Source organism: Nakamurella multipartita DSM 44233, from assembly GCF_000024365.1.
GTDB classification, from domain to species: domain Bacteria; phylum Actinomycetota; class Actinomycetes; order Mycobacteriales; family Nakamurellaceae; genus Nakamurella; species Nakamurella multipartita.
This window is the reverse complement of record NC_013235.1, coordinates 5,375,189-5,390,774: the sequence shown is the minus strand read 5'-3', so window position 1 is coordinate 5,390,774 and position 15,586 is coordinate 5,375,189. Positions and strand designations below refer to the sequence as shown.

Annotated in this window: 11 protein-coding genes; 7 read left to right on the top strand and 4 right to left on the bottom strand. The window is 73.7% G+C overall.

All coding sequences use genetic code 11. The annotated features are described in order from the left end of the window. Positions 1-32: 32 nt before the first annotated feature. Positions 33-461, top strand: a complete 429-nt coding sequence (locus NAMU_RS23950) for a hypothetical protein (protein ID WP_015749919.1) — start codon at positions 33-35, stop codon at positions 459-461. 67 nt (positions 462-528) lie between these two features. On the opposite strand, the gene speB is transcribed toward NAMU_RS23950, so the two are convergent. Next, complete coding sequence (speB, locus tag NAMU_RS23945) at positions 529-1,665, bottom strand: agmatinase (RefSeq protein ID WP_015749918.1); 1,137 nt, start codon at positions 1,663-1,665, stop codon at positions 529-531. A gap of 218 nt (positions 1,666-1,883) precedes the next feature. Between speB and NAMU_RS23940 the strand changes: the two genes are divergently transcribed. Further along, the gene (locus NAMU_RS23940; protein ID WP_015749917.1) at positions 1,884-2,765 is read left to right on the top strand and encodes an endonuclease/exonuclease/phosphatase family protein; all 882 of its coding nucleotides are present in this window, start codon (positions 1,884-1,886) and stop codon (positions 2,763-2,765) included. 19 nt (positions 2,766-2,784) lie between these two features. Here NAMU_RS23940 and moeA read toward each other — a convergent pair whose 3' ends face one another. Then, entirely contained in the window at positions 2,785-3,969 is a 1,185-nt protein-coding gene (gene moeA / locus NAMU_RS23935) for a molybdopterin molybdotransferase MoeA (RefSeq protein ID WP_015749916.1), read from the bottom strand. Between the two features lie 147 nt (positions 3,970-4,116). On the opposite strand from moeA, the gene NAMU_RS23930 reads away from it, so the two are divergent. Beyond that, entirely contained in the window at positions 4,117-4,407 is a 291-nt protein-coding gene (locus NAMU_RS23930) for a hypothetical protein (RefSeq protein WP_015749915.1), read from the top strand. A gap of 10 nt (positions 4,408-4,417) precedes the next feature. Here NAMU_RS23930 and NAMU_RS23925 read toward each other — a convergent pair whose 3' ends face one another. Next, the gene (locus NAMU_RS23925; RefSeq protein WP_015749914.1) at positions 4,418-6,148 is read right to left on the bottom strand and encodes a Mur ligase family protein; all 1,731 of its coding nucleotides are present in this window, start codon (positions 6,146-6,148) and stop codon (positions 4,418-4,420) included. A 272-nt stretch (positions 6,149-6,420) separates the two neighbouring features. On the opposite strand from NAMU_RS23925, the gene groL reads away from it, so the two are divergent. Continuing rightward, the gene (groL, locus tag NAMU_RS23920) at positions 6,421-8,046 is read left to right on the top strand and encodes a chaperonin GroEL (RefSeq protein WP_015749913.1); all 1,626 of its coding nucleotides are present in this window, start codon (positions 6,421-6,423) and stop codon (positions 8,044-8,046) included. Between the two features lie 168 nt (positions 8,047-8,214). Here the strand turns inward: groL and NAMU_RS27830 are convergent, their stop codons facing one another. Next, positions 8,215-10,857 carry a DUF6777 domain-containing protein gene (locus NAMU_RS27830; protein WP_015749912.1) on the bottom strand — a complete coding sequence of 881 codons (2,643 nt, stop codon included), beginning with the start codon at positions 10,855-10,857 and terminating at the stop codon, positions 8,215-8,217. A 317-nt stretch (positions 10,858-11,174) separates the two neighbouring features. Here NAMU_RS27830 and NAMU_RS23910 point away from each other — a divergent pair, with 317 nt between their 5' ends. From NAMU_RS23910 to NAMU_RS23900, 3 genes are all read left to right on the top strand, one after another. Next, positions 11,175-11,843 (top strand): nucleoside/nucleotide kinase family protein, encoded by a 669-nt coding sequence (locus NAMU_RS23910; protein WP_138180451.1) that lies wholly within the window; start codon positions 11,175-11,177, stop codon positions 11,841-11,843. A 175-nt stretch (positions 11,844-12,018) separates the two neighbouring features. Next, complete coding sequence (locus NAMU_RS23905; RefSeq protein WP_015749910.1) at positions 12,019-14,157, top strand: glycosyltransferase; 2,139 nt, start codon at positions 12,019-12,021, stop codon at positions 14,155-14,157. Between the two features lie 7 nt (positions 14,158-14,164). Continuing rightward, a complete protein-coding gene (locus NAMU_RS23900) occupies positions 14,165-15,475 on the top strand; it encodes a nucleotide disphospho-sugar-binding domain-containing protein (RefSeq protein WP_015749909.1) in 1,311 nt (436 codons plus the stop codon). Positions 15,476-15,586 lie beyond the last annotated feature (111 nt).

The window sequence follows — 15,586 nt, the reverse complement described above, 5'->3', positions numbered from 1 at the left end:
GATCCCCGGGGGGATCGGAAAGGAGATCGTCGATGATCACGACCGAGTCCGAGGTCCAGACCAGGAGCCGGGCCGGCTGGCTGGCCCGGCTGGCGGTGCTGGTGGCGCTGATCGGCGGCCTGCTGGCCGCGTCGACCACCGCGGCCAGCGCGAGCGCGGCAGCCACCGCCGGGGCACGGACGGCCAAGATGGCCGCCGCGCCGATGGCGACGATGACGGCCAGCTGCGGGGGCGGCCGCTGCACCGTCTACCTGTCCAAGGCCGAGACCCGGGATCTGGCCGCCGGCCGGGTGCCCGGCCTGCCCGGCGGCGTGCCGTGGCAGCTGCGGGCCGGCTACTACGCCTTGGCCTACGGGCACAAGTGGTTCGCCCAGCAGTACGCCAATCGCGGGTGGTGCTCGGGCTTCCGGCTGAGCATCTACCCGTGGGAGTCCCAGGGCTACTTCGGCTACGCCTGCTGACGCTCCGGGCCGGCCGGCCACCGTGCGCACGCCGCGCCGGTGGCCGGTCGGCCGTGGTTCTCAGGTGTCAGGTGTGGTCGTCGTGCTCGCCCTGCAGGTGGGCGTCCGCGTCGGTATAGGTGTTCGTCCCGTCACCGGGGCGCGACCACTCGGTGGGCTCGACCGGATAGCGCAGCCGGGCGGGATCGGGGCGGCTGCCCGGCCGGGTCACCGCGCCGCCGGCCCGCTCCCGCTTCTTGGTGGCCAGCGCGCCCAGCGCCTCCAGGATGACCCGGTGCGCGTTGTTGACGGTGTTGTCGGCGTGGTCGTACGGCGGCGAGACCTCGACCACGTCCATCGCGACCAGCGGGGTCTCCAGCGCGATCTGCCGGACCGCCCGCAGCAGGTCCGCCGGGTTCATCCCGCCCGGCTCCGGAGTTCCCGTACCGGGGGCGAAACCCGGGTCGAGCACGTCGATGTCGACCGACAGGTAGAGCCAGTCGCACCCGTCGCCGGCCCGGGCGATGGCGTCGGCGATGACCGGCCGCATGCCCCGGTCCCACACGTCGTGCATCAGGTGCCACGTCATCTCCTGCTCGCGCATCCAGTCGAAGACCTCCGGCGGCGGCCAGTAGCCGCGCAGCCCGACCTGGACGAAATTGCGTCCGCGGATCGCGCCCGACTCGATCAACCGGCGCATCGGGGTGCCGTGCGAGTGCAGGTGCCCCTCGATGCTGTCCGCGGTGTCGGCGTGCGCGTCGAAGTGCAGCAGGCCGACCTTGCCCCAGCCGTACTTGCGGGCGACCGCGGTGGCCGCCGGGTAGGTGATCGAGTGGTCGCCGCCGATGATCATCGGGAAGGCGTCGGCCCGCAGCACGTCGGTGACCTTGGCCTCGATGTTGCGTTGCGACCGCGCCGACTGGCCGTGCGGGCAGTAGGCGTTGCCGGCGTCCACCACGTCCAGCCACTCGAAGATGTCCAGACCCAGGTCCAGGTGGTAGGTGCCGGGGTCATAGGCGTTGGACCGCATGTACTTCGGACCGAACCGGGCTCCCGGCCGGTAGGTCGTGTTGATGTCCATCGGCGCGCCGACGATCGCCACGTCCGGCCGGCGCTGGGCCAGTCCGGCCGCGGTGGCCACCCAGTCCCGGGAACTGAACGTGGGCAGACCCTCGTCGTCGTTCTCCGACTGGCCGGCCGTTGCCGGCTTGCTCCCGCCGCTCATCGAGTCCTCCGCTGCTCATCCACCCTCGGTGGTGGGACCAACCAGATGGGGTGCCCGTGCGTCCTCACGGCGTGAGCTCGATGACCACGCCCTCACCCGGGCCCTCCTCTTCGCCCCCATCTTCGGCTACCGCCCGGCTTCCCGCTGTCCGCGGGTCGGCCGGCGGCGGTGACCGCGGTGGGCCGGGCCGGCCCCGCCGCTCGTGGCGGGGGTTGGGTGTGGCCGCGGCCGCGGTGATCCTCGCGCTGGGCATCCTGTTCGCGCCGCGGATCCCGTCGCTGAACGGGGTGGGCTCGGCCTGGAGCAGCTTCCTGCCCTGGACCGCCGTGCTGATCGTGCTGCTGGCCGCCCTGGCCGCGATCCGCCGGTCGTGGTGGGCGGCGGCCGCGGTGACCATCACGGCGCTGGTCTGGTCGGTCACCTTCGTCCCGCAGTTGCTGCCGGCCCGGGCGGCCGCGCGCGCCGATCTGCTGGTCGCCACCCAGAACATCGGGGCCGCCAACGACGACCCGGCGGCCACCGTGCGCGGGCTGCTGGGCACCGGGGCCGGCCTGGTCGCCGTGCAGGAGATCACCGGCCCGGCCGAGTCGGCGCTGGACACCCTGGACGCCGCCTACGCCGACCACGTCCGGGTCAGCACCGTGGGCCTGTGGTCGCAGTGGGCGATGGACACTCCGGAGCCGCTGGAACTGGGCCTGAGCTGGGCCCGCGCGTTCCGCACGGTGGTGCACCACCCGGACGGCGACATCGCCGTGTACACCGTTCATCTGCCCTCGGTCCGGCCGGGCGAGACGGCCCAGCGGGACGAGGCGGTCGCCGAGCTGGCCGCCCTGGTCCGGGCCGACCAGGCCGGCCGGGTGCTCGTGCTGGGCGACCTGAACACCGCCAGCACCGACTCCGCCCTGAACCCGTTGACCGACCTGCTGGCCGATTCGCGGGCCACCGTCGGCGGCGGCTTCGGCTTCACCTGGCCGGCGACCTTCCCGATCACCCGGCCCGATCACGTGCTGGCCCGGGGGTTGACCCCGGTCAGCGACCAGGTGATGGCCGCCGGCGGCAGCGACCACCGGCTGGTGCTGGTCGGCCTGACGGCCCGCTGACCGGGGCCCGGCCCCGGGTCTACCCGAGCAACCAGGCCTCGACCGGGTCGCCGGCGTCCAGGTGGGTGACGTCCTCGGGAATGACGAGCATGCAGTCCGCCCCGGCCAGCCAGGCCAGCAGGTGCGAGCCGGGACCGCCCCAGGCGGCCACCGTGCCCTCGACCGCGTTCAGGTGCCCGCGGCGGAACTGGCGCTTGCCGGCGGGGGAGTCCAGCGGGGCCGAGAGCGGGGCGGTGACGGTCGGCCGGGTGATGTCCGGGTGGCCCATCGCGGCGCGGGCCGCCGGACGCAGGAAGACCTCGAACGAGACGTAGGAGCTCACCGGGTTGCCGGGCAGCGTCACCACCGGGATGTCGCCGTACCGCCCGGCCCCCTGCGGCATGCCCGGCTGCATGGCCACCTTGGCGAACTCGACGCCCTGCCCGGTGAGTGCGTCCTTGACCACCTCATAGGCCCCGGCGGAGACCCCGCCGGAGGTGACGATCAGGTCGGTGCCGGCGGCCGCTCGATCCAGCCCGGCCCGCAGCGCCGCGACCTCGTCGACCACGAAGTGCTCGATGGTCGCCCACGCGCCGATGGCGGTGAACGCGGCGGCCAGCATCGGCGCGTTCGACTCGTAGATCTGGCCCGGGGCCAGCGGCCGGCCGGGGGCGACCAGCTCGGTGCCGGTGGACAGCACCAGCACGCGCAGCGGCCGGCGAACCGGCAGATCGGCGTACCCGAGGGCGGCGGCCACCCCGATCTGGGCGGCGCCGATGACGGTGCCGGCCGGCAGCACGACGTCGCCGCGGTGTACGTCCTCGCCGATGGTGCGGATGTGGATGCCCGGTGCCGGGGCGGAGTCGATGCGGACCCGGTCGGCGCCGCCGTCTGTGCGCTCGACCGGCACGATCACCTCGGCCCCCGGGGGCAGGGGTGCGCCGGTCATGATCCGGGCGGCGGTGCCCGGCGTCAGCGGCCCGACGTCGGTCCGGCCGGCGGGGATGTCCTGGCTCACCGGCAGGGTGGCCGGCAGGGCCGCGACGTCGGCCGCCCGGACGGCGTAACCGTCCATCGCCGAGTTCGCGAAGGGCGGCAGATCCAGCGGCGCGCGCAGGTCCTCACCCAGCACCAGACCCAGGGATTCGGTCAACGTTGTCGCTTCGACGGGGGTCGGGACCAGCAGGTCCGCGATCACCCGGGCGTGTTCGGTCACGGTGCGCATGGGCTCATCCTGCCTGACCTCGGGTATTGCGTCCCGTCACCGAGAACCGCTGGAATATCACCCATTTCCGACGACACCAGCCCTGCGGGCCTGCGGTACGGTCTTGGGGCGCCGGTGCTACCCGCCGCGCATTGGGGAGGATCACGGATGAGTTCTGTGCAGTATTCACTTTGCAGCACCGCCGGCCTCGACGCGGTCACCGACACGCCGGATGCCGCCGCCGCCACCCTCGTGCGTCACCTGTCCGAGGCGGGAACGTCTCGCTCCGTCGACTGGATGATCACCGGTCCGGGTGACCGGGTGCATCACGGGCGATTCAGTCCCCCGGTCGTGGGGTCCTCGGCCGCCGCCGTCGCCGACCACGTCGACGCCGTGCACGGTCAGCTGCTCCGGGATGCCGCCCGGCTGATGTACGTGGGTTCGCCCCGCCGGCGCTGATCCGAACGGGTTATCCGGCGGCCGCCGCCCGGACGCGCTCGGCCACCTCATCGGGTGACATCTCCCCGCCGCCGCGGCGCTCGATCTCGGCGACCAGCTCCGCCCGCTGCTCCAGCGCGCACACCGCCACCACCGAGCCGTCGGGCAACGGCACCGCCGCATCGAGCGCGGCGACCAGGCCGCTCAGTTCGTCGGCCGACTCGGTCACGTCGACCACACCCGCCTCGGCCGCGCCGGCCCGCCAGATCGCTTCCATCTCGCCCGCTTGACGACCGCGGGTGTACTTGGTCCGGCCGGCGACCAGCAGCCGGTCGGCCGATCGCCCGGCGATCGCCCCCATTGCGTGGATGGCCTCGTCCGGCCGGTCCCCGGCGGTGCCCAGCACCACCGCCAGCTCGCCGCCGGGCAGGGTCAACGCCCGGGCCACGGCCAGCAGCGACTCCAGCGAGGCCTCGTTGTGGGCCAGGTCGAGCACCACCGCCCGGCCACCCAGGCGGTAGACGTTGAGCCGGCCCGCGTTGTGCGCGGCGCCGGTGGTGAACGTGCGCAGGCCCTCGCGGACGGCCGGCAGCGGCACCCCGATGGCGATCGCCGCGGCGGTGGCGGCCAGCGCGTTCGCGGTGTTCACCCGGGACGCCCCGGCCATCGTCAACGGCACGTCGGCCAGGGCGATCACGTCGGTCGGGTCGTGGCCGCGGCCCAGGATCACGATCTGCCCGTCGATGACCGTGATGGCCCGGCCGCCGGCCTCCAGGGCGTCGTCCAGGTACGGGTTGTCCCGATCGGGGGAGAAGAACCACGGCTTGGCCCGGGAGACCGAGCGCATCGCCCGGACCAGCGGGTCGTCGGCGTTGAGCACGGTCCAGCCGCTGGGCTTGGTGATCCGCACGATCACCGACTTGACCTCGGCCAGCTGGTCCAGGGTGTGCACGCCGAGCAGGCCCAGGTGGTCGGCGCTGATGTTGGTGACCACCGAGACGTCGTTGACCGAGGTGCCCACGCCGCGCAGCAGGATGCCGCCGCGCGCGGTCTCGGTCACCGCGACCTGCACGCTCGGATCGGCCAGCACCCGGGCGGCGCCGCCCGGTCCGGACCAGTCGCCGCTTTCCACCTCGACCCCGTCGATGACGATGCCGTCGGTGGAGGACCAGCCCGGGATGCGGCCGCCGGCCTTCACCAGGTGGGCGATCAGCCGGGTGGTGGTGGTCTTGCCGTTGGTGCCGGTGACGGCGACGACCGGGATCGACGGGCGCAGCGGTGCGATCGTCTCGCCCGGGTCGTGCCCGGCCAGGGCCGGCCGGACCTGGTCCAGCGCGTGGCCCGGGTCCTCGTCCCGCAGGGTGACGGCGGCGAAGACCTCGGCGACCGCGGCCCCGAACAGCTCGGCCGTGCGCCGATGCCGGAAGGGGTACGCCACCACCACGGTGTCGTCGTCGCCGGGGCGGCCGACCGCGGCGACCCGGGTGCGCAGCCGGCCGGCGGCCCGGCGGACCACGGCCGCGGCCAGCTCGGCCGCGGCCACCGCCCGGGCCGGGGAGCGGGGCAGGCCGACGGTCGGTTCGCGCACGCGCAACGCCCGTTGCCAGGCGACCACCCGGGCCGGATCGGCCGCCAGCACGCCGGAGGCGTCCAGGGTCAGCTTGACCGCGGGCCGCGGGAAGTACAGGTTGGGACCGGTGAGGACCCGCAATTCGATCGGGCCGGACGGGTCGGGCTCCCGGTCAGCACCTGTCTGCGCCATGGGGTGACCCTATTTGCGCGCGGGCTCGCCCGCGCGGGCCGGGCACCTTGCACTCTCCGCGGTCGAGTGCTAAACCTGGATTGGCACTCGGAACCAACGAGTGCCAGGTCGGTGGGGTGAGAAGCCACGGGCGGGCTCGGCATATCCGAGGTTGCCGGTGGTTTTCGTCCGTCGCGGGCACCTATGCCGGCCGAGCACCATCCCGATGCTGCTGACCGAACCGTGAGTCCGACCGGCTCTCCGGTTCGGCGAATCTGGAGGAACAACACCTCATGGCCAAGCTGATCGCTTTCGACGAGGAAGCGCGTCGCGGCCTCGAGCGGGGGATGAACACCCTCGCCGACGCCGTCAAGGTGACCTTGGGGCCGCGCGGCCGCAACGTCGTCCTGGAGAAGAAGTGGGGCGCGCCCACCATCACCAACGATGGTGTGTCGATCGCCAAGGAGATCGAGCTCGAGGACCCGTACGAGAAGATCGGGGCCGAGCTCGTCAAGGAAGTTGCCAAGAAGACCGACGACGTCGCCGGTGACGGCACCACCACCGCCACCGTGCTGGCCCAGGCGCTGGTCCGCGAGGGCCTGCGCAACGTGGCCGCCGGCGCCAACCCGATGGGTCTGAAGCGGGGCATCGAGAAGGCCGTCGAGGCCGTCTCCGCCCAGCTGCTCAAGGACGCCAAGGAGGTCGAGACCAAGGAGCAGATCGCGGCCACCGCCTCCATCTCCGCGGCCGACTCCTCCATCGGCGAGCTCATCGCCGAGGCGATGGACAAGGTCGGCAAGGAAGGCGTCATCACCGTCGAGGAGAGCAACACCTTCGGCCTCGAGCTCGAGCTCACCGAGGGCATGCGCTTCGACAAGGGCTACACCTCGCTGTACTTCGCCACCGACCAGGAGCGTCAGGAGGCCGTCCTCGAGGATCCCTACATCCTGCTGTACGGCTCGAAGATCTCCTCGGTCAAGGACCTGCTGCCGCTGCTGGAGAAGGTCATCCAGTCCGGCAAGGCCCTGCTGATCATCGCCGAGGACGTCGAGGGCGAGGCCCTGGCGACCCTGGTGGTCAACAAGATCCGTGGCACCTTCAAGTCGGTTGCCGTCAAGGCCCCCGGCTTCGGTGACCGCCGCAAGGCCATGCTGCAGGACATCGCCATCCTCACCGGTGGCCAGGTCATCAGCGAGGATGTCGGCCTCAAGCTGGAGAACACCGACCTGTCCCTGCTGGGTCAGGCCCGCAAGGTCGTCGTGACCAAGGACGAGACCACCATCGTCGACGGTTCCGGCGATGCCGAGCAGATCGCCGGCCGGGTGGCCCAGATCCGCTCCGAGATCGAGAAGAGCGACTCGGACTACGACCGCGAGAAGCTGCAGGAGCGGCTGGCCAAGCTGGCCGGCGGCGTTGCGGTCATCAAGGCCGGAGCGGCCACCGAGGTGGAGCTCAAGGAGCGCAAGCACCGCATCGAAGATGCCGTGCGCAACGCCAAGGCTGCCGTGGAGGAGGGCATCGTCGCCGGTGGCGGCGTCGCCCTGCTGCAGGCCGCGATCGTGGCCTTCCAGGGCCTGGAGCTGACCGGGGACGAGGCGACCGGCGCGAACATCGTGCGCGTGGCCGTCGAGGCTCCGCTCAAGCAGATCGCGATCAACGCCGGCCTCGAGGGCGGCGTCGTGGCGGAGAAGGTCAAGGGTCTGCCCGCGGGCGAGGGCCTGGACGCCGCCACCGGCGAGTACAAGGACCTGATCAAGGCCGGCATCATCGACCCGGCCAAGGTCACCCGGTCCGCGCTGCAGAACGCCGCGTCCATCGCCGCGCTGTTCCTGACCACCGAAGCCGTGGTCGCGGACAAGCCGGAGAAGGCCTCGGCGCCGGCCGGCGGCGGTATGCCCGGCGGGGACATGGACTTCTGAGTCCTGGTCTTCCCGCTGTACCCGTTCCACACCGAAGGGCGGTCCCGCACGGGGCCGCCCTTCGGCGTTCCCGCCCCCAAAGGCGTCGAGTGTGCAGAAACGGTCCTTATCCGCGCGGATAAGGACCGTTTCTGCACACTCGACGAGGTGGGGTGGGGGCCGGGCGGGTCAGGAGCAGGAGTACACCGACGTGCCGGGCGAGCCGTTGTCCAGGAGGCGGCGGCCGGCCGAGTCGCCGACGGCGGCGATCTCGGCGCAGGCGTCCGCCACGGAGGCGAACGGCTTGAACACCGCGTAGATCGGTCCGCCGTCCGCGGTGGCCTGGGCGAACGAGGAGCACGACCGGTCGGTCCGGACCCAGGAGGAGCCGGGATGCGCGTCCAACGCGGCCTGTACGTCGGCCTGGTAACGGCCGGGGGTCACCGCCGAGGCGTAGATGACGATCGGCGTCCCGTCGCAGGCCGGCGTCGTCATCGGCTGCGACACGGTGATCCCGGCATCGGTCCCGCTCGCGCCGCCCGCCGACCCGCCCGCCGCACCCCCGGCACCGGCCGGGACGGCGCGGATGACCACCCCGTTGCCGTTGCAGCTGTAGGCCAGGTCCTCACCGCTGGGGGACAGGCAGACCCAGCCCGCGGCCGGCCCGTAGTCGCCCTGATCGCGCCGGTCGAAGTAGGCGTCCAGGACGGCGATCCGCTCCGCGCAGGCCATCGAGCCGCTGAACAGCGTGTAGTCGAAGGTGCCGTACCGGTTGGTGTGCACGCAGTCGCCGCCGGGAGTGGCCGTCGGTGTCGCGGTGCCGGTCGGTGCCTTGTCCGCCGGCCAGTAGTCGACCTGGAGCGAGCCGTCCGCTCCGGAGCAGCTCAGGGCCGGTGACCGGCCGGCTTCGACCTCGGGGATGACATCCCACGAGCAACCCCAGTGGTGCCAGCGCGGGGCCACCTTCTGGCCGCCGGTCTGCGGCCCGGAGCTGTCGAAAAGCACCCGGGCGAGCGCCGCGCAGGTGAGCTGCCCGGCCGTCACGATCGGCTGCAGGTCGGCCAGCACCGGACAGCCGGACCCGGTCACCAGCACCGGCGCCGCGAGCGTCGGGAGCCCGGTCAGCTCGGGCGGGCCGGCCGATCCGGCGGAGACGACGGCGACGTCGAAGCCGTGGCCGGGCAGCTCGCTCACCCGCGTCCACGTCGTCAGGTCGGCGCTGGTGTACAGCCCCGGGTCCTGCCAGTCCGCACCGCGCCAGCCGGCGGCGATCCACCCCGCGGCCGGGCTGTGGTCGAGCGAGCCCAGCCCGACGTCGTCGGTGGTCGGGGCCAGGGTGACCGAGCTCAGGTCGGCCGGCGGGCGGCCGGTCAGGCCGTGTGAGATGCCGTCACGCAGGGCGCCGTCGTAGCGGAACGCCGCCATCGCCCAGGACTGGCCGTCCCAGGCGACGGTCGGCAGCACGGCCGCGTCCAGGGTGATCGGTTGCCAGGTGGCCAGGTCGGTGCTGGAGAGCAGGTACTGCCGGTGCGTGCCCTCGTGATCGGCGACGAGCACGCCGACGGCCGTGCGCGCGTCACCGGCCCCCAGGCTCACCACGTCGACGTACGTGGTGGCCGCGTACTCGGCGGGCGGTAGGGCCTCCAGTGGCACCGAGACCTCCTGCGATGTCCAGCTGGTCAGGTCCGGGCTGGAGTGCAGGACGACGCGCAGGGTGGGGGCTTGCCCGTTGACGACGATCCCGTACGGGTCCGGCTCGGTTAACAGCCGCCATTGCTGGCCGTCGTAGGCCGCGAACGTCGCGTCGGCCGGCGCGCCGGCGACCGCCGACCAGGTGAGCCCGCCGTCGGCGCTGGCCATGGTGGTCGTGCCGGGCACCACCAGGACGCCGTCGCCGGCGGCGATCTGCCGGCCGGTCGGCGAGCCCGCGACCGGATGCCAGGTCACGCCATCGGCGCTGAGCGCCACCCCGGCCTCGCCGACGGCCGCCAGCGTCTGCGCGACCGCACCGGCCCGCAACGCCAGCGGCTGCCCGGTGACCACGTCGACCAACGTGAAGGTAGTCAGCGGGGCGTCGGCGGCGCGGACGGAGAGGATCGCGGCCGGATCGAATCCGGCCCACCGCTCGCCGACGAACGCGGCCGACGGCAGTTCGGTGACCGGCGGGGGCAGCAGCGGGTTGCCGCAGGCGCAGCGGACCGCGGGCACCCCGAACTCGTCGACCAGGACGGCCGTGCCGGCCTGCAGGACCGCGGGGCGGGCCACCGCGGCGCCGCCGGCGAAGCCGTGATTGGTGACCGCCGTGTCGCGCAGCAACACCACCGGGGTCAGGGATCGGACGAAGCCGGCGATCTCGTCGGTGGAGCGGCCGAACACCGAGGCCCAGGCGGTGGCCTTGGCCGGGTTGGCCGCGAGGAACGCCACGAGCTGTTCCGGGTCGCACATGCGCTGCTCGTTGCTGCCGCCGTACAGCGCGGTGCTGCCGGTGGGGCTACCCCCGTACAGCAGGGGGGTGTCACCGTCGACCAGCAACGGGTCGGCGCCGGCCGGCGCCGGGGGGCTGGCCGCCCACTGCGGGGCGGTGGCGGTGATCGGTTCGGCCGGCACGAACGGGTCGGCGCCGGTGGACCCGAAGGCCTCCAGCGTCACCGCCCCCGCGTCGGCGCGCTCGGCGGTCGCCTCGACCGCCGAGGAGGACCGTGAGGTGAAGAACCAGGTCGCGCCGCCGACGACCAGCGCCGTGACGACGATCATCGCCGCCCAGACCACGGGCGTCGGCCCGCGACGGGGCGGGGGCGTCGGTGCGGACGGGTCGGCGAACGAGTGGGACACGGCGGTTCCTCCTGGGCCCGAACTCGCAGGAGCCGGGGACGGTGATGGGCGACGTCGGACGCTGTCCGGCCGATTCTTCTCGACTCCGGCAGCGGCGGCCGTCCGGCAGTCTTCGCAGCGCGGAATCCGGTGGCGAAACCGTCTTTTTCACCCGATGGTGACGCGTGCCACCCCAGGAGGGTCGAGTGTGCAGAAACGGTCCCTATCGGCGTGGATAAGGGCCGTTTCCGCACACTCGACGGGTGGGGTTGTGGGCGGCAGGGGCGCTGGCCGGTCGTGGTGCCGAGCCGGGGTCCCGGGTGCGCGACACTGTCGCGGTGAGTGGAGACGGGCTACACGAACTGGCTGACCGCGCGCAGGCGCTGGTACCGGCGGACGGGCGGGCGATCCTGGGCATCGTCGGCGCCCCCGGGTCGGGCAAGAGCACCCTGGCCGACCAATTGCTCGCGCACCTGCGTCGGCGGTGCGGCGACGAGTGGGTCGCGCACGTGCCGATGGACGGGTTCCATCTGGCCGACGCGCAACTGCGCCGGCTCGGGTCGCTGGACCGTAAGGGCGCCCCGGACACCTTCGACGCCGACGGTTATGCCCACCTGCTGGCCCGGATCAAGGCGGCCCCGGACGAGTGGATCTATGTGCCCGGGTTCGAACGGGACCTCGAGCAGCCGATCGCGGCCGCCCTGGTCGTGCCGCCGGCGGCGCGGCTGATCATCACCGAGGGCAACTACCTGCTGCTGGACACCCCCTCCTGGCGGGCCGCGTGGGCCGCGGTGGACGAGGTCTGGTCGGTGCTGACCGAGCCGGCCGTGCGGCAGCAGCGGCTGGTGGCCCGGCACATCCACTTCGGCAAGGATCCCGACGTCGCGCGCGAATGGGTGCTGACCGTCGACGAGCCGAATGCGGTGCTGATCGACCAGGGGACGGACCGGGCCGACCTGTTCGTGCACAACGCCGCCGACGGCTGGCGGGTGGCCGCACGCCGCTAGCTCGGGCCGACCGCAGGCCCTCCGGGTTCGTGCATCCGGGTGGTCGCCGCCCGCGGTAGTGCTCAGTGCCGGGCGGCGGCTGGTGTGATCACCGGTCGTCATGGGTACCGGACACACCGCGCTCCGGCTTGCCCGGGCACCCAGCACGCGCCCGACCTGGAAGAAGCCAGCACCGATGTCCCTGATCTCGCTCTCGCTGCACGACGCCCTGGCCAAGGTCCGGGATGCGCCCTTCCTGCTCGATGCGATCCGCGCGTCCGAGTCGCTGACCGAGGCGGCCGGGCGGGACGGCGGCCCCTACACGGTCAAGGTGCTCACCCGAGCGGTCCAGGACGCCGACGACCAGCTGATGGCCATCGCCGCCGTCCACGGTCTGGGCGCGGTCTTCGACGAGGGCGCCGGTGAGGTGCTCTCCGCCCTGCTCTCGGACCCGCGGACGTTCCTGCGGGAGCATGCGGCGTGGGCGTTGGGCTCCCGGGTGCCGCGGCTGGACGCCATCGGCCGGCTGATCTCCGGCATCGCCGACGGCGGTTTCGCCACCGTGATCAATCAGCGGGCGCTGCGCCGCTGGGCCCAGGTCACCCCGGACCACATCGCGCTGGCCCTGGAGGGCGCGCTGCTCGGGACGGACGACCCCGACCGCCGGGCCCGGTTGATGGACACGATGGGCCTGGTGCCGGGCCCGGTCGCCGACGCCGTCCTGCTGCGAGCCGCGGCCGACGAGCGGGAGTCGTCGCGCCCCCGGCAGGCCGCGATCGCCGCGATCGGCGACCGGAGGACGGCCGGCGCCGGGGCCGAGCTGATCCACCGGCTGGCCCGCAGCGAGGGCGAGCTGGCCGGGGTGGCCCGGCTGGCCGCGTTCGACCTGGCCGGTGTGGCCGACGACCGGGGGTCGACCGGGCCGGGGTTGGCGGTGGCCCAGTTGTTCCTGCACGCCGACCTCGACCGGGAGCTGAGCCGGGCCGGAGCCGGCGACAACGGTGGCATCGCCACCATGCTGGTCCGGCTCGGCGACGCGCTGGCCGCCGAGCCCGGGATCTCCCGGGTGCTCACGCTGTCCCGGGGCACGGTCGACGCCGCGGTCGACGCACTGATCCACCCGTCCACCGGTCACGTGCTCTCCCCGGTCCCGCTGATGGCCGAACCGACCGACGCGGCCAGCGCCTGGCCGGTCTCGGTGGCCGCGGAGCGGGGGATCCGCCGGGCCCTGACCTCGCACGGCCGGGTCGACGTGATGCACCTGCGGATGGCCGACGTCGGCAGCATGGCGGCGGCCGCGGTGGCCACCCGGTTGGGCATCCCCACCGTGTTCACGCTGGCCCCGGATCCGCACGCGGTCATCCACGCCCTGGACATGACGGGCGCGTTGACCCGGGCCACCTTCGGCGCGGTCGACGAGCGTGAGCACTACTGGTTCCGGACCGGGTTGGTCGCCCGGTTGGCCGCCGGGGCGCAGCACCGGGCCCTGTTCCCCCGGCCGGACCTGCGCGAACAGCTGCGGGACCTGCTGGGCATCGACATCCGGACCGATCCGGGCGGGTCCACCGTCGTGCCCGAGGGGATCGACGTGGCGGTCAGCGACCGGGCCCGGGCCCAGGTCGTCCGCTTCGCCGGGCCCGGCCTGGGTGAGCCGCGAGCCCTGAACGAGCTGGCCGACCTGGTCGCCGCGCTGCCCGAGCACCGCCGGGGCCTGCCGCTCGCGCTCAGCGTCGGCCGCCTGCATCGGGTGAAGGGGATGGCCACCGTCGTCGAGGCGTGGGCGGCCGTCCCGGCCCTGCGGGACCGCTGCAACCTGCTCATCGTCGGCGGCGACCTGCAGCGGCCGTCGGTCGACGAACGGGACCAGCTCGACCGGATCGCCGGGGTGATCGCCCAGCACCCGGACGCCGCCGCCGGACTGCTGCTGCCCGGCCATCGGCCCAACGACGTGATCGCCGCGTGGATGGCCGCCGCCCAGCTGGGCCTGCCCGGTTCCGTCGCGCCTGGTGGCGTGTACGTCTGCGGGAGCCTGAAGGAGGAGTTCGGGTTGGCCGTGATCGAGGCGCTGGCCGCCGGTCTGCCGGTCGTCGCGCCCGACGGCGGTGGCCCGGCCACCTACGTCGAGGAGGGGGTGACCGGGTTCCTGGTCGACACCCGCTCGCCGCGGGCCGTCGCCGGCGGTCTCGCGGCCGCGTTGGAGTTGCCGGGCAAGCCCGGCGTCGACGAGCGGCTGGCCCGGGCCCGGGCCACCGTCACGGACCGGTTCACGCTGCAGGCGATGGCCCGGACCCTGGCCGAGGTCTATGCCGGCGTCACCGCGCCGGTGGCGGGGTGAGACGACCGTGACCCTGCTGGTGATCAGCCCCGACTACGCCTCGCACCTGCTGCCGCTGGCCACCTTGGCGACCGCCTGGCGCGATGCCGGCGAGCGGGTGGTGGTGGCCAGCGGGCCGGCCACGGCCGCCATCACCGCCGACTTCGGCTTCGCCCGCACCGACCTGCGGCTGGGCCGCGGCTCCAACCCCGGGGTGATCCGCGCCCAGGAGCAGGTCGCCGGGGAGGACGACGCGCTGCGCGGATTCTTCGCCGCGACCGAGCGGGGCATGGTGCCCACGCTGCAGTACCAGGCCGACGCGCGCCGGGCCGACCTGCTGTGGGATCCGGTCGCCACCGCCCGCCGGGTGCTGGCCGTGGTCGACCAGGTCCGGCCCGACCACGTCCTCGTCGACCACCTGGCCTTCAGCGCGCGGTTGGCCCTGCTGGCCGGCGGCGTCCCGCACGCCGACGTGGTCCTCGGGCACCCCACCGCGCTGCCGGTCGGCGACGAGGTCTACGGCTATCCACCGGCCTGGCCGGCCGTGTTCACCCCCGATCCCGACGACCTGGCCACCCTGCACCAGCGGTGTCGGGAGGTCCGGGACGGGTTCACCGCGGAGTGGAACGCGGCCCTGGCCGAGCTGGCCCCGCAGGCCCCGGCGTCGGTCGACGCCTTCACCGAACACGCCGGCCAGGTGCTGCTGAACTACCCGGCAGCGCTGCACGACCCGGCGCGCACGGCGCTGCTGCCGTCGCACGCCTTCCTGGGCTCCGCGGTGCGCGCCCAGCCGACGCCGCCGGACATCGCGGACTGGTTGGCCGCCGACCCGTCCCGGCCGCTGGTCTACGTCAGCTTCGGCAGCTTCCTGTCGGTCCGGGCCGATGTGCTGGCCCGGGTCGCGCGGGCGTTGGCCGCGCTGCCGGTGCGGGTCGCGCTGGCCGTCGGGTCGGCCGACCGGGCGGTGCTCGGTGAGCTGCCGCCGCACTGGCTGGTCCGTGAGTTCCTGCCGCAGGTCGCGCTGCTCGAGCACGCCGCCGTGACGGTCACCCACGGCGGCAACAACAGCGTCACCGAGGCCCTCATGGCCGGCGTGCCGATGCTGGTGCTGCCGTTCTCCACCGACCAGTTCGCCGGGGCCGCCGCCATCGTCGACGCCGGCGTGGGCATCGCCCTTGACCCCAACGCCGCCTCGCCGGCCGAGCTGCGGGCGGCGCTGGCCGAGTTGCTCGACGGCGACCAGGCCCGGGTCGCCGCGGACCTGGGCGCCGGCCTGCGGGAGCGACCGGGCCGGCAGATCGCCTGGCAGGCGCTGGCGCCCGCCGCAACCGGGAATTGATCATGGGCTGATGGCCGTTCTGGCTCCGCCAGAACGGCCATTAGCCCATGATCAACAGCGGGGCAGGCGCGGGGCCGGGGGCGGCGCGGGGCCGGAGCCGAAGCGGGGGCC